Origin of the sequence: Streptomyces sp. S186 (assembly GCF_051603415.1) — a bacterium.
Taxonomy (GTDB): domain Bacteria; phylum Actinomycetota; class Actinomycetes; order Streptomycetales; family Streptomycetaceae; genus Streptomyces.
Window position 1 is genome coordinate 499,904 of the sequence record NZ_CP193932.1, and the last position, 24,832, is coordinate 524,735.

The 24,832-nt window shown below is 73.7% G+C and carries 21 protein-coding genes; 14 read left to right on the forward strand and 7 right to left on the reverse strand.

Annotation, left to right across the window (positions count from 1 at the left end; all coding sequences use genetic code 11):
- Nucleotides 1–35: 35 nt before the first annotated feature.
- Both ACRAS8_RS02225 and ACRAS8_RS02230 read right to left on the reverse strand, forming a co-directional pair.
- Nucleotides 36–2,588, reverse strand: a complete 2,553-nt coding sequence (locus tag ACRAS8_RS02225; protein WP_438484035.1) for an ATP-binding protein — start codon at nucleotides 2,586–2,588, stop codon at nucleotides 36–38.
- Between the two features lie 213 nt (nucleotides 2,589–2,801).
- Entirely contained in the window at nucleotides 2,802–4,886 is a 2,085-nt protein-coding gene (locus ACRAS8_RS02230; protein ID WP_438484036.1) for an ArnT family glycosyltransferase, read from the reverse strand.
- A gap of 321 nt (nucleotides 4,887–5,207) precedes the next feature.
- On the opposite strand from ACRAS8_RS02230, the gene ACRAS8_RS02235 reads away from it, so the two are divergent.
- Nucleotides 5,208–6,077 (forward strand): RNA polymerase sigma factor SigF, encoded by an 870-nt coding sequence (locus ACRAS8_RS02235; RefSeq protein ID WP_438490325.1) that lies wholly within the window; start codon nucleotides 5,208–5,210, stop codon nucleotides 6,075–6,077.
- Nucleotides 6,078–6,125: 48 nt separating this feature from the next.
- Here the strand turns inward: ACRAS8_RS02235 and ACRAS8_RS02240 are convergent, their stop codons facing one another.
- Nucleotides 6,126–7,442 (reverse strand): MFS transporter, encoded by a 1,317-nt coding sequence (locus tag ACRAS8_RS02240; RefSeq protein ID WP_438484037.1) that lies wholly within the window; start codon nucleotides 7,440–7,442, stop codon nucleotides 6,126–6,128.
- A 158-nt stretch (nucleotides 7,443–7,600) separates the two neighbouring features.
- On the opposite strand from ACRAS8_RS02240, the gene ACRAS8_RS02245 reads away from it, so the two are divergent.
- The 3 genes from ACRAS8_RS02245 (at nucleotide 7,601) to xylB (ending at nucleotide 10,904) form a co-directional block, all read left to right on the forward strand.
- Nucleotides 7,601–8,395, forward strand: coding sequence for a DeoR/GlpR family DNA-binding transcription regulator (locus tag ACRAS8_RS02245; RefSeq protein WP_438484038.1), 795 nt, complete (start codon nucleotides 7,601–7,603; stop codon nucleotides 8,393–8,395).
- Nucleotides 8,396–8,461: 66 nt separating this feature from the next.
- On the forward strand, nucleotides 8,462–9,460 hold the full coding sequence (locus ACRAS8_RS02250; RefSeq protein WP_438484039.1) for a zinc-dependent alcohol dehydrogenase family protein: 999 nt from the start codon (nucleotides 8,462–8,464) through the stop codon (nucleotides 9,458–9,460).
- A gap of 43 nt (nucleotides 9,461–9,503) precedes the next feature.
- Nucleotides 9,504–10,904 carry a xylulokinase gene (gene xylB / locus ACRAS8_RS02255; protein ID WP_438484040.1) on the forward strand — a complete coding sequence of 467 codons (1,401 nt, stop codon included), beginning with the start codon at nucleotides 9,504–9,506 and terminating at the stop codon, nucleotides 10,902–10,904.
- Between the two features lie 5 nt (nucleotides 10,905–10,909).
- Here xylB and ACRAS8_RS02260 read toward each other — a convergent pair whose 3' ends face one another.
- Nucleotides 10,910–11,893, reverse strand: a complete 984-nt coding sequence (locus ACRAS8_RS02260) for a helix-turn-helix transcriptional regulator (RefSeq protein ID WP_438484041.1) — start codon at nucleotides 11,891–11,893, stop codon at nucleotides 10,910–10,912.
- Nucleotides 11,894–11,999: 106 nt separating this feature from the next.
- Between ACRAS8_RS02260 and ACRAS8_RS02265 the strand changes: the two genes are divergently transcribed.
- From ACRAS8_RS02265 to ACRAS8_RS02295, 7 genes are all read left to right on the forward strand, one after another.
- A complete protein-coding gene (locus ACRAS8_RS02265) occupies nucleotides 12,000–12,413 on the forward strand; it encodes a DUF3224 domain-containing protein (protein WP_438484042.1) in 414 nt (137 codons plus the stop codon).
- Between the two features lie 136 nt (nucleotides 12,414–12,549).
- Nucleotides 12,550–12,741: a hypothetical protein gene (locus tag ACRAS8_RS02270; protein WP_438484043.1), complete on the forward strand. Its 192-nt coding sequence runs from the start codon at nucleotides 12,550–12,552 to the stop codon at nucleotides 12,739–12,741.
- Entirely contained in the window at nucleotides 12,738–13,226 is a 489-nt protein-coding gene (locus ACRAS8_RS02275; RefSeq protein ID WP_438484044.1) for a monovalent cation/H+ antiporter complex subunit F, read from the forward strand. The genes ACRAS8_RS02270 and ACRAS8_RS02275 overlap by 4 nt, the downstream gene beginning before the upstream one ends.
- A 7-nt stretch (nucleotides 13,227–13,233) precedes the next feature.
- Nucleotides 13,234–13,524, forward strand: a complete 291-nt coding sequence (locus ACRAS8_RS02280) for a hydrogenase subunit MbhD domain-containing protein (protein ID WP_438484045.1) — start codon at nucleotides 13,234–13,236, stop codon at nucleotides 13,522–13,524.
- Nucleotides 13,521–14,303: an MnhB domain-containing protein gene (locus ACRAS8_RS02285; RefSeq protein WP_438484046.1), complete on the forward strand. Its 783-nt coding sequence runs from the start codon at nucleotides 13,521–13,523 to the stop codon at nucleotides 14,301–14,303. The genes ACRAS8_RS02280 and ACRAS8_RS02285 overlap by 4 nt, the downstream gene beginning before the upstream one ends.
- Before the next feature lie 13 nt (nucleotides 14,304–14,316).
- Entirely contained in the window at nucleotides 14,317–14,673 is a 357-nt protein-coding gene (locus ACRAS8_RS02290; protein ID WP_438484047.1) for a sodium:proton antiporter, read from the forward strand.
- Nucleotides 14,670–16,481: a complex I subunit 5 family protein gene (locus ACRAS8_RS02295; protein WP_438484048.1), complete on the forward strand. Its 1,812-nt coding sequence runs from the start codon at nucleotides 14,670–14,672 to the stop codon at nucleotides 16,479–16,481. Before ACRAS8_RS02290 ends, ACRAS8_RS02295 begins: the two co-directional genes overlap by 4 nt.
- Before the next feature lie 28 nt (nucleotides 16,482–16,509).
- Here the strand turns inward: ACRAS8_RS02295 and ACRAS8_RS02300 are convergent, their stop codons facing one another.
- From ACRAS8_RS02300 to ACRAS8_RS02310, 3 genes are all read right to left on the reverse strand, one after another.
- Complete coding sequence (locus tag ACRAS8_RS02300; RefSeq protein ID WP_438484049.1) at nucleotides 16,510–18,339, reverse strand: coagulation factor 5/8 type domain-containing protein; 1,830 nt, start codon at nucleotides 18,337–18,339, stop codon at nucleotides 16,510–16,512.
- A 237-nt stretch (nucleotides 18,340–18,576) separates the two neighbouring features.
- Entirely contained in the window at nucleotides 18,577–19,146 is a 570-nt protein-coding gene (locus ACRAS8_RS02305) for a hypothetical protein (RefSeq protein WP_438484050.1), read from the reverse strand.
- A gap of 14 nt (nucleotides 19,147–19,160) precedes the next feature.
- Complete coding sequence (locus tag ACRAS8_RS02310; protein ID WP_018537611.1) at nucleotides 19,161–19,781, reverse strand: L-threonylcarbamoyladenylate synthase; 621 nt, start codon at nucleotides 19,779–19,781, stop codon at nucleotides 19,161–19,163.
- 219 nt (nucleotides 19,782–20,000) lie between these two features.
- On the opposite strand from ACRAS8_RS02310, the gene ACRAS8_RS02315 reads away from it, so the two are divergent.
- The 3 genes from ACRAS8_RS02315 to ACRAS8_RS02325 all read left to right on the forward strand — a co-directional run bounded on the left by ACRAS8_RS02315 (nucleotide 20,001) and on the right by ACRAS8_RS02325 (nucleotide 24,678).
- A complete protein-coding gene (locus tag ACRAS8_RS02315) occupies nucleotides 20,001–21,260 on the forward strand; it encodes a chitinase (RefSeq protein ID WP_438484051.1) in 1,260 nt (419 codons plus the stop codon).
- A gap of 111 nt (nucleotides 21,261–21,371) precedes the next feature.
- Nucleotides 21,372–22,319, forward strand: coding sequence for an ornithine cyclodeaminase family protein (locus ACRAS8_RS02320; RefSeq protein WP_438484052.1), 948 nt, complete (start codon nucleotides 21,372–21,374; stop codon nucleotides 22,317–22,319).
- Between the two features lie 181 nt (nucleotides 22,320–22,500).
- A complete protein-coding gene (locus ACRAS8_RS02325; RefSeq protein ID WP_438490326.1) occupies nucleotides 22,501–24,678 on the forward strand; it encodes an FUSC family protein in 2,178 nt (725 codons plus the stop codon).
- Nucleotides 24,679–24,832 lie beyond the last annotated feature (154 nt).

Here is a 24,832-nt window from a genome sequence, read left to right on the forward strand (position 1 = left end):
CCCCAGAGACGATGGCCGCGCAGAAAGGCAGGGCCTCACCCCCGCACGCCGGCGAGGGCGTGCGGGGCGGACGGGGCGGCGGGCAGGGAGACGACCATGGTGAGGCCGCCGCCGGGGGTCTCCTCCGGGGTGAGCGTGCCGCCCATCGCCTCCGTCAGGCCGCGGGACAGTGCCAGGCCGAGGCCGAGGCCGGTGGTGTTGTCGGTGTCGCCGAGTCGCTGGAACGGCTCGAACGCCCGCTCCCGGTCGGGGAGTTGGATTCCCGGGCCGCGGTCGGTGATCCGCACTTCGACGCGGCCGGCGAGAGCGCTGGCGCCGATCGTGACCGGGTGGGCGGCGGGCGAGTGGCGTACCGCGTTGGACACCAGGTTGGCGAGGACGCGTTCCAGCAGCGGCGGGTCGGCGAGTACGTCGGGGGCGGCGTCCAGCCCCTGGGCGAGGACGCGTCCGGGTGTCTGCGGGGGCGAGCCGGGGAGGGTGTCCAGGGCGGCGGGGAGCACGTCGGTGAGGGCGACGGGCTCCAGGTGCAGGGTCAGCGCGCCGGCCTGGAGCCTGCTCATGTCCAGGAGGTTGTCGACCAGGCGGCTGAGCTTGGCCAGGGATTCCTCCGCGGTGGCGAGGAGTTCCTCGCGGTCCTCGGGCGAGAAGTCCACCTCGCGGCTGCGCAGGGAGCTGATGGCGGCCCAGCTGCCGGCCAGCGGGGTGCGCAGGTCGTGGCCCACCGCGGCCAGGAGTGCGGTCCGCATCCGGTTGGCGGCCTTGACCGGTTCGACCTCGGCGGCGGCCTCGGCGAGCCGGGCGCGTTCGACGGCCGCGGTCAGATGCGCGGCGAAGGCGGTGAGCACCCGGTGCTCGGAGGCGGGCAGGCGCCGCCCGGTCAGCACCAGCACGCTGTCGTCCCCTATCGCGACCTCGGTCCGGTGGTCGGCGCCCGGCCACGGCTCCGGCGCGTCCCCGCGCGCCCGCAGCTCGATGTGGTCCATGCCGAAGGTCTCACGGGTGCGTTCCAGCAGGTCCGGCACCGCCCGGTCCCCGCGCAGGATGCCGGCGGCCAGTGAGGACAGCGTCTCGGCCTCCGCGGTGGCCCGGGCGGCGCGCCGGCCCAGGCGCAGCGAGCGGTCCACGATGGCGGCGACGGTGACCGCGACGGTGGTGAACGCGGCCTGGGCGACGACGATGTTGGCCTCGGCGAAGGTGAACTGGCCGACGGGCGGGATGAAGTAGTAGTTGAGCAGCAGCGACGTGGTGATCGAGGCGAGCAGTGCGGAGACCACGCCGCCGAGGCAGGCCACGCCCAGTACGGTCAGCAGGAGGAGCAGCGTCTCGCTGGTGAGGTTGAGCGACAGCGGGGCGGAGACGCCGCGCAGGACGAGGGTGAGCAGCAGGGGCAGCACCAGGCCGGCGATCGGCCCGGCGGCCCGGCGGGTGCGCGGCAGGCCGCTGCCGGGGGCGACCCAGGTGCGGCCCTGGCCGGCGTATTCGTGGCCGACCGTGTGGACGTCGATGTCTCCGGAGAGTTCGACGACGGTCTCTCCCACGCCGCGCGGGGTCAGCAGCCGCCGCAGTCGGCCGCGGCGGCTGGCGCCGACGACGAGCTGGGTGGCGTTCTGGGCGCGGGCGAAGTCCAGCAGGGCGGCGGGGACGTCGTCGCCGACCACCGCGTGGTAGGTGCCGCCGAGGCTCTCGGTGAGCCGCCGCTGGTCGGCCAGGGCGGCGGGCGAGGAGCCGGCCAGGCCGTCGCTGCGGGTGATGTGCACGGCCAGGAGGTCGCCGGCCGAGGAGCGGACGATCCGGGCGGCGCGGCGGATCAGCGTGGTGCCCTCCGGGCCGCCGGTGAGGGCCACCACCACTCGCTCGCGGGTCTCCCACACCGGGCCGATGTGGTGCTCGTGCCGGTACTTGCGCAGCGCCTCGTCCACCCGGCCGGCGACCCACAGCAGCGCCAGCTCGCGCAGTGCGCTGAGGTTGCCGGGCCGGAAGTAGTGCGAGAGCGCGGCGTCGACCTTCTCCGGCGGGTGGATGTTGCCGTGCGCCAGGCGGCGCCGCAGGCCCTCGGCCGGCAGGTCGACCAGCTCGATCTGGTCGGCACGGCGGACCACTTCGTCGGGCACGGTCTCGTCCTGCGGCACCCCGGTGATCTTCTCGACGACGTCGGTGAGGGACTCCAGGTGCTGGATGTTGAGCGTGGCGACCACGTCGATGCCGGCGCCGAGCAGCTCCTCGACGTCCTGCCAGCGCTTGGTGTGCCGACAGCCCGGGGCGTTGGTGTGGGCGAGTTCGTCGACGAGCACCACCTCGGGGCGGCGTTCCAGCACCTGGTCCAGGTCGAGTTCGGCGAACTCCGTGCCGTGCGGGCTGCGGACGGCGCTCGGCAGCACGGTCAGCCCGTCGAGCATCGCCTCGGTGGCCGGGCGGCCGTGGCACTCGGCGAACGCCACCACCACGTCCGTGCCGCGCGCGGTGCGGCGGCGGGCCTCGTCGAGCATCCGGTAGGTCTTGCCCACACCGGGTGCGGCCCCGAGAAAGACCTTGAGGCTGCCGGCCCGCGGCGGCCTGCCCACCGCGGGCCCCTCGCTCCCCCACCCCATCACGTACTTCCCTTCTGCAACACGACCACGCCGGCCGGCACCGCACGGAACCTCTCCCGCGGTCTGTCACCGGCCGGCGCGCGCTCTTCTCCGTCCGAAGCGCCCTGGTCCTGCGAGCATCGTCACCGCACACCACCGCAAACTGTGCGGCCGTGCGCCGACGTTGACGCAACCCTGACCCGTGGCCGGGCGCTACCGGTGCCCGCCCTCGGGTCAGTGGTCCGCGGCGGATCGCGGTGCGCAGTGGTAGAGCCGGTGTGCCTGGCCCGGCACCCGGTCGCAGTGGGCGCGTACCCAGGGGGCGAGGGCGCGGCCGGGGCCGGTCCGTGGGCCGCCGAGTACGACGTAGCGCAGCTGCCCGGTGGCGACGAGGTGGCGGAATCCGGCCGTCGTCGGTGTGGGCGCGGTACCGGTGAAGCCGCCCATCGGGAGCACCGCGGCACCGGTGTACAGGATGTAGGGGGAGGCGGTGCGCCAGCTGGTGGTGGCGAAGAGATAGGCGGCGCCGTCCCGGTGGGCCCGGGTGTAGGCGAGGAGTTGGCGCTGGGCGGGGGTCAGCGAGGTGTCGTCGGCCGGGTGGGGGGCGTGTCCGTGGGGCGCGCTGTGGCGCCGGATGGCCACCGGGCCGGTCGAGCCCATGCCGGAGTGCCCGTACGTCGGGTCGAGGACCGATGAGGCCCAGGCGGCGGACGGCAGGAGCATCGCCGCCAGGGCGGTGGCAAGGCCCAGCACGGCCGTCCGCCGCCGGGCGGGTGGGGCGTCGGTGCGGGTCGGACGGTCGGTGCCGCCCCGGCGGGCCGGCGCTCCCCGGCGGGCGCGGGCCAGCAGCGCCAGCGCGCCCGCGCCCAGGGCGACCGCGGCCGGCGCCAGCCACGGCAGGTAGTCGGGGAACAGCTCCGCGACCGCCGCCGACCAGGCGACCGTGCCGCCCACGACCGTCGGCAACGCCCACGCCCGGGCCCGGCCGCCGCCCAGCCAGGCCCGCCAGAACTGCACCGTCCCGCCACCGAACAGCGCCGCCAACGGGATGGCCACCACCCCCATGTAGTACGTGTGGCCGCCGATCGCCCCGCCGCTGAACACCAGGAAGTACGTGGCCAGCCATACGCCCCACAACACGAAGCCGGCCCGCAGCGGATCCGTGCGCGGCCGGCCGCGCCGCCACACCACCCCGCACACCGCCGACAGCGCCGCGGCCGGGTACAGCCAGCCGATCTGCGAGACCAGTGACGGGGCGAACATCTTGGCCCACTGGGTGAGGCCGGGCCGGGAGTGTCCGGTCGGCGGCGCCGCCGCGGTACCGGCCATGGTCGACACGGCGACGCTTCCGGTGTCCTTGGCGTCGATGCGGAGGTCGGAGAAGCGGTTGAGGAAGTTGTAGCCGACGACCTGGCTGACCGCCGAGTTGTCGGTCGTCCCGTCGATGTAGGGCCGGTCCGCGGCGGGAGTGAACGTCACCAGCAGCACCCAGGACGCCGACACCGCCAGGCATATCGCGCCCGCCGCCGACAGCTGCGCCAGCCGCCGCCGGAGCCCCGTCGGCGCGGCGAGCAGATACAGCAGGCCGAGCGCCGGGAGGACCGCCCAGGACTCCAGCATCTTGGCCTGGAAGCCCAGTCCCACCCAGGCACCGGCGGCCAGCAGTGGACGCAGCCGCGCCCCGCGGGCCGCGCGCAGCGTGGCGTCGGCGGCCAGCAGGACGCACAGGGTGAACGCCGGGTCCTCGACCGAGGTGCGGAACAGCCCGGCGATCGCCGGCGTGAGGGCGAACGCGCCCGCCGCCAGCAGCGCCGCGCTCTCTCCCGCCCAGCGACGCACCGCGCGGTACAGGACGGCGACGCTGAGCACGCCCTCGATGACCTGGGGCAGGGTCAGCGCCCACGGGTGGAAGCCGAAGATCCGCGCGGAGAGCGCCTGTGGCCAGAGGAAGCCCGGCAGCTTGTCGATGGTGATCGAACCGCCGGGGTCGAAGGCGCCGAAGAGGAAGCCGTGCCAGCTCTCCGCCATGCTGCGCGCGGTCTCCGCGTAGAACGCGTGGAACGCGCTGTGCTGGATGTCCCAGGCGAACAGCACGGCCGCCACGACGAGGATCGCCCACAGCACGGGTCCGGCGTACGCCGGCCGTGCCGACGGGCCCCGCCGCGCCGCAACGATCCGGCCGAACCGCCGCCCGCCGCCCGTGCGCCCCTCCGGTGCCCGGCTCGACGCCGCGGACCCGTCCGCCACCGGGGACGCGTTCCCCGCGGGGAACGCCTCCTCCGCCGAGGGCGCGTTCCCCGCTGAGGTGGTGCTGGCCATGGACGATCCTCCCTGGTGGAACTCACCGGTCGGTGTGCCAGATGGCCGGACGCGCGACGGGGATCCGCGGGCCGCCGATTGTTCAGCCAACGTTCAGCTGCCGCGGCCGGGGCGGCTCGACCACTGCATCGGGGCCCCGCCCGGCAGCCGGCGGCCCTCCGGGAGCGCGCCGCGCCGCCGCATCACAGGCCCTGACCGTCCGTCAAGATCCGGTATGGCAAAAAAGGTGGGGTGGATGTTTCGCCACCGGAAGCAAGGGCAGACGCGCCTTACCGGACCATGATCCAAAATGGGAGGGCAGTCATGACGACGGCAGCATCCATGCACACCGGGACGCGGCACGGCCGGAACCACCGGACCGTGAGCTCCGCCACCGGCGGGCTGCCGTACCTCGCGAACGCGTCCAGGGTCGCGCCGAAGGACGCCAAGGTCCTGTCCCGGCCGTTCTTCGAGCGACTCGCGGAGCTGGAGGAAGGCACCCACGCGTACCAGTACGTGCGCAACACCCTGGTCGAGATGAACCTCTCCCTCGTCCGCTACGCCGCCGCCCGGTTCCGCAACCGCGGCGGCGACCCGACGGAGATGGAGGACATCGTCCAGGTCGGCACCATCGGGCTGATCAAGGCGATCGACCGGTTCGACCTGGCTCGGGAGGTCGAGTTCACGACCTTCGCGGTGCCGTACATCGTGGGCGAGATCAAGCGCTTCTTCCGGGACGCCACCTGGGCGGTGCATGTGCCGCGCCGGTTACAGGAGTTGCGAATCGAGATCGCCCAGGCCAAGGAGCGCCTGTTCGCCCGCCTCGACCGGGAGCCGACCGTGGCCGAGCTCGCCGAACACCTCGGACTGGGCGAGCACGAGGTGATCGACGGCCTGATCGCCGGCAACGGCTACACCGCCGGTTCGCTGGACCAGCCCACCGATCCGGCCGAGGACGATGCGGCCCGCAGCCTCGCCGACGCCCTCGGCGACGAGGACCCCCGGCTCCAGCTCGCCGAGGACCTCCACGCGTTGACGCCCCTGGTACGGAAGCTGGACCGGCGCGACCGCCGGATCCTCACCCTGCGGTTCGTCCACGAGAAGACGCAGTCCGAGATCGGCGAGGAGCTCGGCGTCTCGCAGATGCACGTCTCGCGGCTGCTCACCCGCATCCTGGGCCGGCTGCGGACGGGACTGCTCGGCCACTCCTGAACTGACGGACTTCACGGCGCTCTTCGCGGGGCCGGGCCGCCGGATCGGTCACTGCGCCCGCGCCGCGGCGACGGCCTCACCGTCGCGCACGACGGCAACCTCCCCGGACCGCTCGGGAGCCTTCATGCAGAGCACGAGGACCGCGCTGAGCAGGTGCAGGGCGGCGTAGATCCCCAGAACCCCACCGATGCCGAGCGATCCGATGAAGACCGTGCCGATCAGCGGGCCGAACGCCATGCTGGCGCCGGCGCCCAGCGTGTACGCCGACATGACCTGCCCCTTGCGTTCCGGAGCCTGCGCGGTCATGAGGGGCGGCAGGGGGACGTAGCCGGCCATGCCGACACCCAGCGCGCCGACGGCGACCGCGACGAGCGGGTAGTCGTGGCCCGCGGCGGTGGGCACGTAGTACAGCGCCAGGCAGGCGAGCGCCGAGACCACACCGCCGAGCCAGGCGACGGTCTTGCGTCGGCTCCACTTGTCGCCGAGCGCCCCGAACAGCACGACGCAGGCGAGGTTGCTGACCATCATGACGATGAGCAGCGAGGCCCACTCCTGCCCGCTGAAGCCGACCCGGTCGACGAGGAAGAGCGGGACGAAGACCCACACGCCGAACTGCGAGGTGGTGTTGACGAGCCGGACCACGGCTCCCATGCCGACGCGCGGCTCGGCGAACATGACGGTGAAACAGCCCAGGAACGTACGCGCCAGGCCGACCCGTTCGGCGCCCCTGGCCAGCCCCTGGAATCCGGTGCGGTCGCGTACCAGGAAGAGCACCACGAGGGCGCCCGCGGTGATCATCGCGAGGGAGATCCACAGGGAGTGGTAGAAGCCGATCGAGGGCTTGAGAAGCGAGACCAGTGTGGAACCGAGAACCGGGTAGCCCATGGTGAAGCAGAACCAGAACCAGCCGAGGGCCTTGCCGAGTTGGCGCTCCGGGGCGCTGGCCATGATCCAGACCATGAATCCGTAGGCGAAGAGCGGATAGCCGAATCCGCGCAGGCCGTAGGTGCCGAGGATCAGCCAGTAGGAGTGGAGCGGGATGGCGACCGCGAGCAGGAGTGCGTGGCAGACCGCCCAGCACATGGCGCCCAGCATCATCACGCGGCGCGGCCCCCACAGGTCGGAGAGCCCGCCGGCCAGGAAGGCGCCCACCGCGGCGGTGACGCCGTACGCGGTGAAGATGATGCCGACGCTCGACTCGGCGAAGCCGAGCTCGCCCTTGAAGTAGGCGGGCAGGTAACTGGTCTCCACACCGTCGCCGATCATGAAGAGCAGAAGTCCGATATATCCCCATATGAGGACTTTGGGGAGCCCAAGGACGGTGGTACGGGACGACGACAGGGCGCGTTGTGATGTGCGCAACACGGCGGGACCTCCTGAGGGCCGGGCATACGGCCGGATGTGGCCCTCAGGTTGAACAATGAAACAGAGAATTTCAAGAGCTTCACACAAAATGTGTGATGTTCTAGAGTGAGCGCGCTCGGCGACCGCCGCCGGGCGCGAGACGAAGGGGAATGCCCGCGATGAGACCGAGTCGTGGCTCCGAGGCCGAGGTGGAGGAGCGCCGGCAGGCGGTACTGCGCCTGGTCGCGCGGCGCGGTGAGATCCGTATCGCGACGCTGGCCGAGCGGATGCGGGTCAGCGTGATGACCATGCACCGCGACCTCGACAACCTCCACCAGCGGCAGCTGCTGCGCAAGGGCCGCGGCGTGGCGACGGCCTTCCCCGACGTCACCATGGAGAGCGCGCTGCGCTTCCGGGAGCAGGCCAACGCCGAGTTGAAGGAGGCGCTCGCGGACGCCCTGGTGGCGGAGGTCTCGCCGGGCGACACGGTGCTGATCGACTGCGGCTCCACGCTCTTCCCGCTGGCCCGCCGGCTCACCGCCGTCGACGGACTCCGCGTGATCACCAACTCCCTGCGGATAACCGCCCTCCTGGCCGGCTCCCCGGCCGAGGTGACGCTGCTCGGCGACCGCTACTACGAGGACTTCGAGTCCTGCGCCGGCCCGCAGGCCCGGCGTCAGCTCCAGGACCTCCACGCCACCGTCGCCTTCGTCACCGCGACCTCGATCCGCAACGGCCGGCTGTTCCACCCGGTCCGCGCCTACGCCGAGTCCAAGCACGCCTACCTCCAGGCCGCCGACCGCGCCGTCCTCGCCGTCGACCACAGCAAGTTCGGCCGCACCGCGACCCACTCGTACGGCGACGTGGGCGGCTACGACCTGCTGGTCACCGACACCGCGGCGCCGGAGGACGAACTCCGGGCCGTGCGGGACCTCGGCGTCGAGGTCCGCACCGTCGACCACCCCCACGCCTGAGCCGCACCCCACCCCGGCTCCACGCCCCCCGCTCCCTCCCCTCCCCCTCCGAGAAAGGCCCTTGCCATGCGCGCCGTCGTCATCCACACCCCCGGTCAGTACGAGGTCACCACCGTCGGCGACCCGACTCCGGGCCCGGGCGAGGTCGTCGTCGCCCCCGCCGCGGTGGGCATCTGCGGCACCGATGTGCACATCGTCGAGGGGGAGTTCGCGCCCACCCCGTATCCGATCATCCCCGGCCACGAGTTCACCGGCGAGATCGTCGCGCTGGGGGCCGGGGTGACCGGGCTGCGCACCGGCGAACAGGTCGCCGTCGATCCGTCGCTGTTCTGCGGGGCCTGCCACTACTGCGCGAACGGCCGGGGCAACCTGTGCGAGAACTGGGGCGCGATCGGTGACACCGTGGACGGTGCGATGGCCGAGTACGTCAAGGTGCCGGCCGCCAACTGTTACCGGCTGCCGGAGAGCGTCGACGTGGCTCAGGGCACGCTGATAGAGCCGCTGTCGTGTGCGGTGCACGGCTTCGACGTGCTGCCGCGCCGCCTCGGCGACCACTACCTCATCTACGGCGCCGGCACCATGGGCCTGATGATGCTTCAGCTCGCCCGGACCGCGGGCGCGGCCTCCGTGTCCGTCGTCGACCTCAACACCGACCGGCTGCGGATCGCCGAACGGCTCGGCGCGGACGCCACCGCGGTGAGCGCCGCGGAGCTGGACCGCCCGCAGGGCTGGGAGACCGTCATCGACTGCACCGGTGTGATCCCGGTCATCGAGGACGGCCTCGGCCGGGTCCGCCGCGGGGGCACCTTCCAGCAGTTCGGCGTCGCGCCGTCCGCCGCCACGGCGTCCTTCTCGCCGTTCCGGGTCTACAACGACGAGATCACCATCGTCGGGTCGATGGCCGTGCTGCACAGCTTCGGGCGCGCGGTGGACCTGATGGCGAAGGGCGTCATCGACGCCGACACCATGATCACCCACCGCTATCCGCTGGACGACTTCGGCGCCGCCCTGCAGACCTTCCGGGAGGGCTCCGGCCGCAAGATCCAGATCCACCCGCAGAGCTGAACTCCCTTCTCTTTTCGTCCAGTTGACCGGAAGCGACACCGTCATGCCCACCGTTGCCGGGGTGGACTCCTCCACCCAGTCCTGCAAGGTCGTCGTCTGCGACGCCGACACCGGGGAGATCCTCCGCCGGGGCCGCGCCGCCCACCCCGACGGCACCGAGGTCGCGCCCGCGGCCTGGTGGCGGGCGCTGCGCGAAGCCGGCGACGGGCTGCTGGCGGACGTGGACGCCGTCGCCGTGGCGGGACAGCAGCACGGGCTGGTGGCGCTGGACGCGGCCGGCCGGCCGGTGCGCGACGCCCTGCTGTGGAACGACACCCGTTCGGCGCGCGCGGCCGCGGACCTCGTCGAGGAGGTGGGCGGGCCGGAGAAGTGGGCCGAGGCGGTCGGCACGGTGCCGGTCGCCGCCCTCACCGTCGCCAAACTGCGCTGGCTGGCCGAGCACGAGCCGGAGCACGCGGACCGCACCGCGCGGGTGCTGCTGCCGCACGACTGGCTGACCTGGCGGCTGTGCGGCGGGCCGGGGACGCGCGCCGAACCGGTCACCGACCGCGGCGACGCCTCGGGCACCGGCTACTGGTCCCCGGCGCACGGCACCTACCGCCATGACCTGCTGTCCCTCGCCTTCGGCGGCCGTACGCCCCAACTCCCCCGCGTGCTGGGCCCGTTGGAAGCGGCAGGGCACACACCGGAGGGCGTCCTGGTGGCGGCGGGGACCGGCGACAACATGGGGGCCGCGCTGGGGCTGGGCATCGAGCCGGGCGATGTGGTGATCTCTCTCGGCACCAGCGGCACCGCCTTCGCCGTCGCCGCACACCCGATCGGCGATCCCACCGGCGCCGTCGCCGGATTCGCCGACGCCACCGGCCGCTTCCTGCCCCTGGTGTGCACCCTCAACGCCGCCCGGGTCCTCAGCTCCACCGCCCGGATGCTCGGCGTCGGCCTCGACGACCTCGACCGCCTGGCCCGTACGGCCCCGTCCGGAGCCGGCGGGCTGGTGCTCCTCCCCTACCTCGGCGGCGAGCGCACTCCCAACCTCCCCGACGCCGCCGGCAGTCTGCTGGGCATGCGCCACACCAACATGCACCCGCCGCACCTCGCCCGCGCGGCCGTCGAGGGCATGCTGTGCAACATGGCCGACGCCCTGGACCGGCTGCGCGACCAGGACGTCGAGGCCCGCCGGGTGCTGGTCATCGGCGGGGCGGCCCGGGCGCCGGTGGTCGGCGAGATCGCCGCCGAGATCTTCGGCGTACCGGTCACCGTGCCCGCACCCGAGGAGTATGTGGCCCTCGGCGCCGCCCGCCAGGCCGCCTGGGCGCTGTCCGGCACTCCCGAACCGCCGCCCTGGCCGCACCCCGCGGCCCGCGAGATCCCCGCCCCGGCCGACCCCGCGCCCGGCCGGCGGGTCCGCGCGGCGTACGCCGCGGCCCGCGCCACGGTGCACTGAACCGGTCACTCCCCTCCAACGGCCGTCGCCCCGTACCGGCCGGCGAGGGCGGCCACCGCCTCCTCGACGGCCCGGCGCAGCGGCGGCGGTCCGAGCACCTCCGCCTCCGCGCCCAGCCGGAGCAGATCGCCGACGGCCACGGCCGGGCCCTCGACCGGCAGCTCGACCTCCGTCCAGCCGTCGGCGTCCGGCTCCCCGGCCTCCGCCAAGGCCCGCCGGCCCGCGGCGCCGTAGAACATCGGCAGGAGTTTGCGGGCCCGCGGGGAGATCCGCAGCCGCGCCGTGTCCTGGTGCAGCGTGGCCTCCAGCCGCCGGGCGGACTCCGCCCAGTAGGCCGCCAGATCGAAGCCGGCCGGGCGGGCGAACGTCTCGTCCGTGAGGTCCACGGCCAGGAACCGTGCGATCCGGTACGTCCGCACCGCCTCGTCGACCTGCGCCACCAGGTACCAGATGCCGCCCTTGAGGACGATGCCGAGCGGACGCAGCTCACGGTGGACCTCGCCGCGCCAGCGCAGGTAGTGGGTGCGCAGCACCCGCTGCTCCCACACCGCCCGGGCGACCGGCGCCAGGTGGGCGACCGGGTCGGCGTCCCGGAACCAGGCCGGGGCGTCGAGGTGGAAGCGGTCCTGGATCCGCCGGGTCCGCTCGGCCAGTTCGGCCGGCAGCGCCGCCTGCACCTTCAGCTGCGCGGTCGTCAGCACCGCGCCCAGCCCCAGGTCGCGGGCCGGGCCGGGGGCTCCGGCGAGGAAGAGCGCGCCGGCCTCGGCGTCGGTGAGCCCGGTCAGCCGGGTGCGGTACCCGTCCATCAGGCGGTAGCCGCCGTCGGGCCCGCGGTCGGTGCGGACCGGGACGCCGGACGCGCCGAGCGCCTCGATGTCGCGGTAGACCGTGCGGATTGACACCTCCAGTTCCGCGGCGAGTTCGGCGGCGGTCATCCGGCCGCGGTTCTGGAGCAGCAGGAGCAGGGCGAGAAGACGGTCGGCACGCATGGCGCGATTGTCCCGCCGTACCTGACAGAAGATGTCAGGTACGGCGATCAGGATGGGGTCACATCGCAGCCGCACCAGCCGTGCGGCGGACCGAGAGGACACCCCCATGCCCACGCCCACGCGGACCACCGGCCGGATCAGCTACGCCAATTGGGAGGAGCACCCGGTCGGTTCGGACGCTGCCGGCCCGCGCCTGGCCCGCGCCTCCGTCGTCAACACCTTCTCCGGCGGCATCGAGGCCGCCCGTACGAGCTGCGAGTACACCATCGTCTACACCTCGGACAAGACCGGGACGTTCGCCGGCCTGCAGCTGCTGACCGGGCGGCTGGACGGGCGGGAGGGCACCTTCGTCGTCGAGGAACGCGGCGGCTTCGAGGCCGACGGCACGGTGCACGGCACCTTCGAGGTGGTGCCCGGATCGGCGACCGGCGAGCTGGCCGGGCTGAGCGGGTCGGGCGGCTACCGCTGCCGTGCCGGCGAGCCGTCCTTCCCGTACGACTTCGGGTACCAGGTGGGCTGAAGGGCCACCGGGCGGGCAGGCGTGGCGTGCCGCACCCCGTCGGAGTAACGTCCGGCGCGGTGACCGGGCGGCCTCCGGTACCCGTGTGAGCCTGGGGCCGGCGGCGGAGCCGGACAGGCCGGCGGGAGGTGTACGGATGGTGCGCCGGAGAGCGGTGTCGATGCTCGCGCAGGGCGGCGAACTCCTCGCCTGGTGGGCGGCGTTGACCGGGTTGTGGATGGTGTTGATCTCGACGGTCCACGCCCTGGAGTGGGTGGTGGGCGGGCCGGCCGCGCTGCTCGCCGCGGTCGCCGCCGGTGCCGCGCGACGGGCGTCCGGCGGCCGGTGAACGCCTGGACCACCGCGGCCACGGCCCTGCTGCTGTGCGGGGTCGCTCCGGCGGGCTGGGGCACCGCCACCGGTCCGGTGGGGCGGCGGGTGATCGCCCAGAACGCCACCACCACCGCGCTCGCCCTGGTCGTCCTGCTGCTGGCCCAGGGGTTCGCCCGGCCCGCGTACCAGGACCCGGCGCTGGTGCTCGCGGTGCTGGGCCCGGCCGGGACGCTGCTGTACGCGCGACTGCTCGCGGAACGGCTGGCGGCCGGCCCGCCGCCGTCGCATGCGCTGCGCGCGGTGACCGGCCTCAACTACGTCGCAGTGGTGGCCGTGGTGGTGCCGCTTGCCGTGACCGCCGGACCCGGGCGGGCCATGGTGAAACTGCTGGTCATCGGTGGGCTGTTGGCGCTGGGGAGCGCGGTGGCGGGCCGGGCGGTGGCGGCCGCCGGGGAAGCGGGGCACGGGCCGGCGGCCCACCGGACCACCGCCCATGAGTGACGAGCCCATGAGTGACGAGAGGAGACCTCCCGTGTCCGAACTGCCGCTGGTGCTGGGACTGCTCCTCGTGGCGCTCAGCGGGACCGCCACGGTGCTGGTCCGCGACCCCGTCCGGCAGTCGTTTCTGCTCTCCCTGCTCGGCCTGGCCCTCGCGCTGCTGTTCCTGCTGCTCCAGGCACCGGACGTGGCCCTGTCCCAGCTGGCGGTCGGCTCGGCACTGACGCCGCTGATGGTGCTGCTGGCCGTCCGCAAGGTCCGCCGCCGGGCCCGCGACGAGCTGCGGGAGGAACGGGAGTGAGCCGGCGCCTGCGGGCGTGGGTGCTCGCCCTCGGCGGTCTGGGCTTCGCGCTGCTCTTCGCCGCGGCGGTCACCGGGCTGCCGGAGTTCGGCGGCTCCTGGCACCCGTACGGCGACCGGGCGGTGCGGGCCGCGCTGGCCAGGCACACCGCCAACGTCGTCTCGGCGGTCAACTTCGACCAGCGGGCGTTCGACACCCTCGGCGAGGAGTCCATCCTCTTCGGCGCCGTGCTGGGCGCCGTGGTACTGCTCCGCCAGACCCGGGACGAGCACCGCCGGCCGCCCGCGCCGGCGCCCGTCTCCCCGCCGGTCCGCCGCTACGCGCTGCTCGCCCTGCCCGTCACGCTGCTGATCGGCGTCTACGTCGTGGCACACGGCCAACTCAGCCCCGGCGGCGGCTTCCAGGGCGGGGTGGTCGTCGCCACGGCGCTGCACCTGCTCTACATCGCCGTCGACTACCGGGCGCTGGAGCGCATCCGGCCGGTGGGGCTGTACGAGGTCGCGGACGCCGCGGGCGAGGCCGCGTACCTGCTGGTGGGCGCGGGTGCGCTGGTGGCGGGCGCCGCCTTCCTGACCAACGTCCTGCCCTACGGCACGTTCGACACGCTCTCCTCCGGCGGCACCGTCCCGCTGCTGAACGCCGCGATCGGGGTGGAGGTGGCCTGCGGGGTGGTGGTGCTGCTGGCCCGTTTCCTGGACCAGGCGGTGGAGATCGAGGACCCGGGCGGGGACGGGAACGGGGGCGGGGGCGCGGCACGAGGCGGGCCGGAACGACCATGAGCGGGGTGAGCGGATGAGCGGGCTGGACGTGCTGCCGTACGCGGTGGCCGGATGGCTGTTCCTGGCGGGGTGCTATGGGCTGGCGACCAGCCGCAACCTGATCCAGGCGGTGGGCTGCCTGGCGGTCTGCCAGTCGGCGACGTATGTGCTGCTGCTCGCCGTCGGCTACCGGAAGGGCGCCACCGCCCCGGTCTTCTCGGACGTGACGCCCGGTTCCCGGCCGGTGGTCGACCCGGTGGTCCAGGCACTGGTGCTCACCGACGTCGTCATCGGCGCCACGGTCACCGCGCTGCTGCTCTGCCTGATCGTCCAGATCGCCAAGCGGCACCGCACGGTGGACCCGGACGAGCTCCGGGAGTTGCGCGGGTGAGCGTCGCACGGCTTCTTCCGCTGCTCGTGGCCGTACCGCTGCTGGGCGCGGCGCTGCTGGTGGGGGCGGGCCGGCGGCTGCCCCGTTTCGCAGCGGAGCTGATGGGGTGTCTGTTCTCGGCCGGGACAGCAGCGTTGGCGCTGGGGGCGCTGGCCGCCACCCCCGCGGCCGCGCCCCGGCCGGCCGAGTGGGTGGGCGGGTGGCGGCCGCACCACGGTGCGGGAGTGGGCATCGTGCTGGTCGGCGACCCGGTCGGCCTCGGTCTCGCGGCGCTGGTGTCCGTGCTGGTCCTGGGCTCCCTGGCGTACGCCTGGCGGTACTTCGACGAGCCGCCGCGCCGGCACGCCGGCTCCTTCCCGGGCCTGATGCTGCTCTTCCAGGCGGGCATGTGCGGATTCGCGCTCACCGGCGACCTGTTCAACGCCTTCGTCTTCTTCGAGCTGATGGGCGCGGTCGCGTACGCGCTGACCGGCTACCGCGTCGAGGAGGCCCGCCCGGTCCAGGGTGCCCTGGTCTTCGCGCTGGTCAACTCCCTGGGCGGATATGCCGCGCTGCTCGGCGTCGGGCTGCTGTACGGGCGCACCGGCGAGCTGGGCATGGCGCAGATCGGCAGCCGGCTGGACGCCCATCCCGGCCGGGCCGGCGCCCTGGTCCTGGCGGCGTTCGTCCTGATCGTCGCCGGGCTGCTGGTCAAGGCGGCGGCGGTGCCGTTCCACTTCTGGCTGGCGGACGCGCATGCGGTGGCCCCGACGCCGGTGTGCATGCTGCTGTCCGGGGTCATGGTGGAGCTGGGCCTGTACGGCGCCCTCCGGGTGTACTGGACCGTGTTCGCCGGCCCGGGCGGGCTGCCGGCCGCCGGAGTGCACCGGGCGCTGCTGGCGCCGGGCGTCGTGACGGCGCTGCTGGGGGCGGTGATGTGCTGGCTGCAGCGCCATCTGAAGCGGCTGCTGGCCTATTCCACGATCGCGCACATCGGGCTGTTCCTGGTCGGTCTGGCGGTGCTCACCCCGCGGAGCACCGGCGGGGTCGCGCTGTACGTCCTGGCGCACGCGGGCGTCAAGGCCGCCCTGTTCGCCTGCGTGGGCATCCTGCTGGACCGTTACGGCAGCGTCGACGAACACGAACTGCACGGTCAGGGGCGGGAGTTGCCGCGGGTGGGTGTGCTGTTCGCGGTGGGCGGTCTGGCGCTGGCGGGGCTGCCGCCGTTCGGCACCGCGCTCGGCAAGGCGGCCGTCGAGGAGGCGGCCGGCGGCTGGGCGACGGCGCTGGGCGTACTGGTCTCGGCGGCGACCGGCGGCGCGGTGCTGCGGGCCGCCGCCCGGGTGTTCCTGGGCCTGGGGCAGCGGCACCCGACCGACGCGTCCGAGGAGACGACCGGTGCGGGCGAGGAGCCGGAGACCCGGGGCGGGCTGCTGTCCCGGATCCCCGACACCATGCTCGTGGTGCCCGCGGTGCTGCTGGCCGGCGCACTGGCGGCCGGCCTGGCCCCCGGGCTGCACGCGGCGGTCGGCCGGGCCGCCGGCGCCTTCACCGACCACGCGGGCTACACCGCTTCGGTGCTGCGCGGCGCCCCGGCCCCGCCGCCCGCGGCGGACGGTGTGCCGCACTGGTCGGCGGCCGGGGTGCTGTGGAGCCTCGTGGCCACCGCACTGGCCGCCGCCGGTGCCGCGCTGGCCGTGCGGCGGCCGGTCCGCCGGGAACCGGCCCGCTGGACGGTGCCGCTGCGCCGCCTGCACTCCGGCCACCCCGGCGACTATGTCGCGTGGTTCCTGGCCGGGCTGACGGTGCTGGCGGCGCTGGTGCTCTGAACTGGTCCACGCGGGGCCCCGGAGGGGCTCAGGGATACGACACGACGGTGGAGGGGACGGTCGCGCTGCCGGAGGTCGGGGCGCCGGTCTCGTTGATGACATGTTCGAACCGGCCCTTGCCGCCGAGCGAGACGACCAGCAGGTCGTGGAACTTCACCCCGGGCGCGTCCGGGGCGGCGAAGCCGTGGTGCTGGACGATGCCGGGATCCACGTTGTAGTAACAGTAGCTGCCCAGGCCCCATGCCTCGTGGGTGGTGACCGAGTCGGCGACCTTGTAGGCGGCGTAGCCCTTGGTGTCGCCGTCCTGGACGGCTGCCTGGTTCGGGGCGTCGTACGCCTTCTCGTTCTGCAGGAAGACGGTGCGGCCGCGCTGCCCGTACCACTGCACGTCGTACTTGTTGAAGTGCTCCACGAACAGGCCGGTGGCCAGCACGTCGTCGCCGTTGACGCGGATGCCGTAGTCGGCGCGGTTGGTCTCCCAGCCGACGCCGTCGCCGTGGTCGGCGCGCCAGACCCAGGTGTGGTCGACGAGGGTGTGCCGGCTGTTGACGACGATGCCGGTGGTGGCCTTGCCGGGGCCCGCGCCGCCGATGCGCAGGAAGACGTCCTGGACGGTGGTCGGATCGGCGGAGTGGTCCGCGGAGGCGCCGGCCGGGCCGATTTCGAGGAGGGTGGCGGAGTTGACCGGTCCGGCGTCGATGAGCAGGCCGGCCAGTCGGATGCCGTCGACGTCGGCGGTCTTCAGGGCGGTGACACCGTGGTCGGGGACGAGGGTGGCGTAGCCGAGGCCGAGGACGACGGTGTGCGGCGCGGTCACCCGGATCGGCTGGTCGAGGTGGTAGACGCCGGGCGTGAGCAGCAGGTGGAGGCCCTGGGCAAGTGCCTGGTTGAGGGTGGCGGCGGAGACGCCGGGCTGGGCGACGTAGCAGCTCGACAGCGGCAGCGAGGTGCCGCGCGGGGTGCCGTTGCCCCAGGTGACGCCACGGGCCCCGGTTCTCAACTCCGGCAGGAATACCCGGAGTTCGCTGCCTTCGAGGTAGAGGAAGGGCTTCTCGCGGGAGACGGGGGTGGTGTCGAGGACGGTGTAGGGCGGGTGGGGGAAGGTCTGCCCGGGGGCGCCCTCGACACCCGAGAAGACCATGTTCCACACGCCGTTGGACCAGCCGCCGACCGCGCTGTCCCGGGCGTACCACTGCTGTTGGGAGCGCGGCTCCACCGTCCCGTCGATCCGGCAGTCGGCGAGGTAGCCGCCGCTGGCCCAGCCGTCGCCGGCGGGCGCGAGATCGAGGCCGCCGCGGACGTGCATCCGGCGGAACGGCGCGGCCTGGGCGACGGCCCAGCGGTTGGTGCCGCTGACCGGGACGAGGGCGAGGTTCTCGGCGGAGCGCCAGAAGTTCTGCGTGGCGTTGCCGTTGAACCAGCCGGCGTCGACGGTGACATCGCCGTTGATGGTGGTGTCGTCGGGCGACAGCCCCAGGCCGGCGATGGAGGTGTAGAAGCCGAGCTGGGCGTTGAGGCCGTGGTAGGTGCCCGGTTTGAACAGCAGGGCGTAGCGCCCGGTGCCGAACTGGGCCTTCTCCTGGCGCTTGAACACCTCGTCCAGTCTGGCCTGGATGTCCGGGGTGGACGGGTCGAAGATCAGGACGTTGGGGCCGAGGTCGCCGCCGCCGCGCACGTCACCACGCGGGGCCCGGCGCGGCGGAGCGGCACAGGCGGTACGGGACAGGCCGAGCACGGCGGATGCCGAGGCGGCCGCGGCCCCGAGAACGGCCCGGCGGCCGACGGCGGGGCGTGGGGAGGTGGGGCGTCCGGAGGCGGGGCGTTCGGGGCCGGCGGGTTCCTTGGAGGCAGGGTTCATGGGTGACCCTCCTGATTCAGGAAGTGAAGACGTGGGGGGTGGGGAGCGCGCTCCCGCCGTCGCATGCTTCAGCTTCCTGAAGGGTGCGTCAAGAGGCCGGACCGGAGTGCGCCCCGCCACCGACTGAGTCGCCGTCAAGTTACGTATGTATAGGGCCAGTTGATGCCCGTTGCGCGCCGCCGCCCCAGCAGGACGTCTCGTTTCCTGCCGTATTCAAGAAGTGTTCGCTTCGGCGCTTCACTCCACCGTCTGGTCCCCGTCGGGGAGGTCCTGGACGGTGACCTTGGTGTGCGGCCGGCCGAGCCCGTCCGCCACCGCGCGAGCCAGGCCGTCGGAGTCGGGCGCGGTGGGCACCGGGATCTGCGCGCCCGCCGGGTAGCTCTCGATCGCCTTGGTGAAGTAGCCGGGATACCAGGCACCGACCGCGCCCCGGACCTCCACCGCGCGGACCGCCCGCGTCCCGATCCGCTGCCGGACGGCGCCGAGGATCCGGTCGGACCGGTATTCACCGGGCACCTGGAACAGACTGGCGTGCGCGCCGATCTTTCCACCGTCGGCCAGGCGGACGGTGATCGTCAGACAGCTGGTCACCGCGGGGTAGACCAGCGTGCCGCCGGGCCCGACCTCGCCGACCTGGCCCTCGGTGATCCTGAGCGTGGCGGCCTGGGCCGCGGCGGGGGCGCTCGCCACCGCCGGGGCCGCCTGGATCGGAGCTGCCTGGGCCGGGGCCGCCGCGGCCACGCCTGCCTGAAGGGCCAGCGCGGCGGCGAGCGTGGCTATCACGCCGTTCCGTGTTCCGGTCGTCATCGTTCCGCCGCCCGTCACTCGAACCGCGCCGGGTCGCCGGCGCCCCGCCGTACGATCTCCATGCCGTCGCCCGAGAAGTCGACGACGGTGGTGGGCTCGGTGCCGCAGTCACCGGAGTCGACCACCGCGTCCACGACGTGGTCGAGGCGCTCCTTGATCTCCCAGCCCTGGGTCAGCGGCTCGTCCTCGTCGGGCAGCAGCAGGGTGCTGGAGAGCAGCGGTTCGCCCAGCTCGGCGAGGAGTGCCTGGGCGACGGTGTGGTCCGGGATCCGGACGCCGACGGTCTTCTTCTTCGGGTGGAGGAGCTGGCGCGGGACCTCCTTCGTCGCCGGGAGGATGAAGGTGTAGCGGCCGGGCGTCGCGGCCTTGATCGCACGGAAGACGTCGTTGTCGATGTGCACGAACTGGCCCAGCTGCGCGAAGTTCTGGCACACCAGGGTGAAGTGGTGGCGGTCGTCGAGGTTGCGGATCGACCGGATGCGGTCGATGCCGTCGCGGCTGCCCAGCTGGCAGCCCAGGGCGAAGCAGGAGTCGGTCGGGTAGGCGATGAGCGCGCCGGAGCGGACGGCGTCGGCGACGGTGGTGACGGTGCGGCGCTGGGGGTTGTCCGGGTGGACGTCGAAGTACTTGGCCATTTTCGCGAGTCTAGGTGATCGTCCGGCCGACAGCCCTTCGGCGCGGGCGAGGCTGTGGCCCGGTGGTCTCCCGGCAGGCGCGGCGGCGGTACTTCGTGCGCCGGCCCAGTCCAAAGTGTTGACGTGCCCACGGCGAAGGTTCACGCTGTGGTCGATCGATTGGTCTGGACCACCCCCTCTTTCTCGTCGGCTCGTGGAGGTCAAGTGCCACCTCGTCAAGTGCCACCCCGTCACCTCAGAACCCTCGCCGCCGGTGTCGCGGCGGCCGCTCTCGCGCTCGGCGTCGCCGGCACGGCGCTCGCCACCGGCGACCGCGCCGCCCCGCGGTCCGCCACCGCTGCCCCGGCCCCGGCCCCGGCCCCGAAGGCCCTGGCCAGCAACTGGTACGCGGCGGCGCCCTACCTCATGCCGCTCGACAACGACCCGCCGGACGCCGGCGCGGTCATGGACGCCACCGGCCTCAAAGCGTTCCAACTCGCCTTCATCCTCGCGACCGACGGCGGCGGCTGCTCGCCGGCCTGGGACGGTCTCCACCCGGTGGCGTCGGACACCGCGGTGGCCGGGGTGATCTCCGCGATCCGCGCGAAGGGCGGCGACGTCTCCGCGTCCGTCGGCGGCTACAACGGCACCAAGCTCGGGCAGGCGTGCGGCACCCCGGAGGCGACCGCCGCCGCCTACCAGCAGGTCATCGACAAGTACGGCCTGAAGGCACTCGACTTCGACCTGGAGGAGCCGGAGTACGAGAACTCCGCGGCGATCCACAACGAGATCGGTGCCGCCAAGATCCTCCAGCAGAAGAACCCCGGTCTCTATCTCTCCGTCACCACCGCCGGGACGGCCGACGGCACCGGCTGGTTCGGCAAGCAGATGCTCAACGAGGCCAAGTCCCAGTCCTTCACTCCGGACAACTTCTCCATCATGCCGTTCGACGGCGGCTTCAACGGCGCCGCCGCCCAGACCTCCGCACTGACCCACTTCAACGCCGTCCTGCGGTCCACCTTCGGCTGGGACGAGGCCACCGCCTACGCCCACGAGGGCATCTCGCAGATGAACGGCCGCAGCGACTCCGGGGAGTTCTTCACCCAGGCCGACTTCCAGACCGTCCTGGACTTCGCCACCTCCCACCACATGGCCCGCCTCACCAACTGGTCCGTCAACCGCGACCGCCAGTGCACTCCGCCCGACAACAACGGCCGCACCTCCGGGACCTGCAGCAGCGTCCCGCAGGGTGCCTGGGACTTCACCAAGTTCTCGGTGCGGTTCGCCGGTGCCACACCGCCCACCACACCTCCGACGACGCCGCCCACCACGCCCCCGGGCGGCAGTTGTGCGGCCAGTCCCTACGCGGCCGGGACGGTCTACGTGGGCGGCGACACCGTCTCCTACCAGGGCCACACCTGGAAGGCCCGCTGGTGGACCCAGGGCGAGGCGCCGTCCACCGGCGGCTCGGGTGTCTGGCAGGACGTGGGCGCCTGCTGACCCCCCGTGGGGAGGGGCGCTCCGGCGGATCGTTCCTCCCCCGCCCGCCCCGCACGTCCGATGCGCCCAAGATCACACATCCCGGCGGCCGGCCGGGGCAGACTCGGCGGTATGAGCGCCCCGCCCCCGGTCCCCCACCTGCCCCGGACCATCGACGAGACCGCCCTGCTGCGCGCCCTCCCGATGGCCGCCGCCGTCGACGCCCTCCGCGCCGCGCTGCGCGACGGCCCCGACCCCGAAGCCGACCCACCGCGCACCATCGTGCCCGTCGAGCACGGCCAGCTGCTGCTGATGCCCGCACACCGCAGCCGGTACGCGGGCGTCAAGGTCGCCACCGTCGCCCCGGGCAACCCCGACGCCGGACTCCCCCGCGTCCAGGGGCAGTACCTCCTCTTCGACGCCGCCACCCTCTCCCCGCTCGCGCTGCTGGACGGCATCGCGCTGACCACCGTGCGCACCTCCGCCCTCTCCGCGCTCGCCGCCGACCTGCTCGCCGTCCCCGAGGCCGGCCGGCTGGTGGTGTTCGGCACCGGGCCGCAGGCCCGCGGCCACCTGGACGCGCTGCGCGCGGTGCGGCCGCTCACCCATGTCACGGTGGTGGGACGCACGCCGGCGAACGTCGCACGCTTCGTCGCCGAGGCCCGCCGCGACACCGGGCTCACCGTGGAGTCCGGCGGGCCGTCCGCCGTCGCCGGCGCCGACCTCGTCGCCTGCTGCACCACCGCCCGCACCCCGCTGTTCGACGGCGCCCTGCTCCCGCCGCACGCCACGGTGACCGCGGTCGGCTCCCATGAACGCGGCAGCCGCGAGGTGGACACCACCACCGTCCTGCGCAGCACCGTCGTGGTCGAGTCCCGGTCCGCCGCGGCCCGCGAGGCCGGCGACCTCATCCCGGAGCTGGAGAGCGGCCGGCTCGACCGGGAGGCACTGGTGACGCTCGCCGGCCTGGCCACCGGCGCGGCCGCCGCGGACCCGGAACGTCCCCGCCTCTTCAAGAGCGTCGGGATGGCCTGGGAGGACCTCGCGGTCGCGGGCGCCGCATACGAAGGCGCCGCCTGACGGCACACTCACCGGCCGTCCCGGCGGCCGCCGTGCGATGCTAAAGCGCCCGGCCGAGGCGCGTGACCTCGGCCGATGCCGAGATTGGGGAGCGTACGGCACGGTGAAGGCAGCTATACGACGGACCGTTACGGGCACCTGGAACCGCTTCGCGGCCTCCGACCCGGGACTGCTGCGACTGATGGCCGGGCTGCGGACGGTGGGGGCGATCGTGCTGACGCTCGTCGTCCTGGCGCTGCTCGGCACGGGCGTGACGCTGCTGGTCGCGGGCGCCATGACGGCGATGGTCGCGACCTTCGCCATCCGCGAGAAGGAAGTGCGCGGCCAGGCGGTCACCCTCGCCCTGGGCCTGCCGGTCGCGCTGGCCGCGGTGGCGCTGGGGTCGCTGCTGAACAGCCGGATCATCGCCGGTGACCTGTTCTTCATCGCCCTGATCTTCGGTGCGGCCTACGCCCGCCGGTTCGGCGACCGCGGGACGGCGCTGGGGCTGATCGGCTTCCAGGTCTACTTCGTCTCGCTGTTCGTGCACGCCACCGTGGCGACGCTGCCGGAGCTGTTCCTGACCCTGGCGGTCGCGTTCGGCTGCAGCGCGGTGGTGCGGTTCGCCGTCTTCCCCGACACTCCCGAACGCACCCTGGCCCGGCTGCGGGAGGCGTTCCGGGCCCGGATGGCGCAGCTGGTGGCGACCCACCGGGAGGTGGTGGACGCCGGGCCCGAGGAGATCGACGGCGTCCTCGACGACCTGCGGCGGCACACCGCGCGGCTGCACGAGACGGCGCTGATGATCCAGGGCCGGCTGGAGGAGGGCACCCGCGACGCGGCCACCGCGGCGCTGCTCCAACGCCGCGTCGCGGACGCCGAGATCGCCGCCGAACGCCTGGGTATGACGCTGCTCAACGCGCGCAGCGCGGAGCGCACCGACACCCTCACCCTGCACCTGCCGCACGCCCCGGTCCCGGCCACCGCCAACCGCATGCGGTCGGAGGGCGACGCGGTGGCGACCCTCCGCCGGGACCTGGACGCGCTGGCCCTGCTGGTGGCCCGGGCACCCGGCGACCGCGGCACCGCCGTGGCGCACGTCCGCAACCGCCTGCTGGGCTACCGCGACGAGGACAACCTGCCGCGCGGCTCGGGCGCCGTCCAGGACGCCTTCCGTGCGCTCGGTGAGGCCGCCCGCGCGGTGCTCGGTCTGCGGCTGGCGCTGGACGGGCCGCAGGACGAGTCCGACGACACCTCGGCCACCACCCGCTCGCGGGAGGAGTTCGACGCCGAGGACCTGGCGATCTTCGGCGCGGAGGAGGACGAGGAGGACGAGCGCACCGGGCTCCAACGGCCCACCACGCGCGCGGCGTTCCAGGTCGCGGTCGGTTCCGCGCTGGCCATCGTCGGCGGCGAGTTCCTGTCCACCCAGCGCTGGTACTGGGCGGTGCTGACCTGCTGGGTGGTGTTCCTCAACACCGCGTCCACCGGCGAGGTCCTGGTCAAGGGCTACCGCCGGCTGGTGGGCACGGTGCTCGGCGTGGCCGCCGGTGTGGCGCTGGCCGGGCTGGTGGGCAACCACACCTGGACGGCGTTCGTCCTGGTGCTGCTCTGCGTCTTCGGGGGTTTCTTCACCGCGCCGCTGTCGTACGCGCTGATGTCCTTCTTCGTCACCGCGATGCTGGGCCTGCTCTACACCCTCCTCAACACCTACAGCGTCGCGACGCTGGTGCTGCGGATCGAGGAGACGGCGCTGGGCGCGGCGTGCGGGATCATCGCCGCGGCGGTGGTCCTGCCGGTGCACACCGACCGGCGCACCGACGAGCACCTGGCCGCGGTGCTGGACCGGCTGCGCGAGGCGGTCTCGGCGGCGGTGGCCCAGCTGTCCGGCGGTCCCGCGGTGGACCTGCTGACCCTCGCCCGCGACCTGGACACCGCGCTGAACGACCTGCGCGACTCCACCCAGCCGCTGGTGCACCCGATCACCCCGCTGCGGGTCCGCCGGCAGACCGCGCGCTATCTGGTGGCGCTGCTGGAGACCTGCGCCTACCACGCCCGGTCGCTGGCGGCGACCGCCGAGCTGCTGCCCGCCAGCCGCTCGGTGGCGGCCGATCCGCGGCTGGGCCGCGTCGGCCGGCGCATCGCGAGCAACATCGAGCTGATCTCCGCACGGGTGCAGGACCAGCCCGCGGACGGCGAGGTGGAGGCGGGCGCCAGCATCGCCTCGCTGCTGGACGCCGGCGACTCCCCGGTGCCGCCCTCGCACACCGTCACCTTCCGTGTGCTGCGGCATCTGCAGCGGCTCGACGAGGGTGTGGTGGGTATCGCCCGTGCCCTGGACGTGCCGGTGACCGGCCGGGCCGGGCGGAAGAACGTTTGACCCGGGTGGACGGACGGGGGTGCGGCGCACGGCCCGCCCCCGTCACCGCCGGGTAAAACCTTTCCCTCGTTCGCATGGCGCGGCCCGGCCCCCGCCCCGGCCGCCCACTCCCCTCCCCCGCGGAGAATCCGCAGCTCAGGCCGGCCGCCGTCGT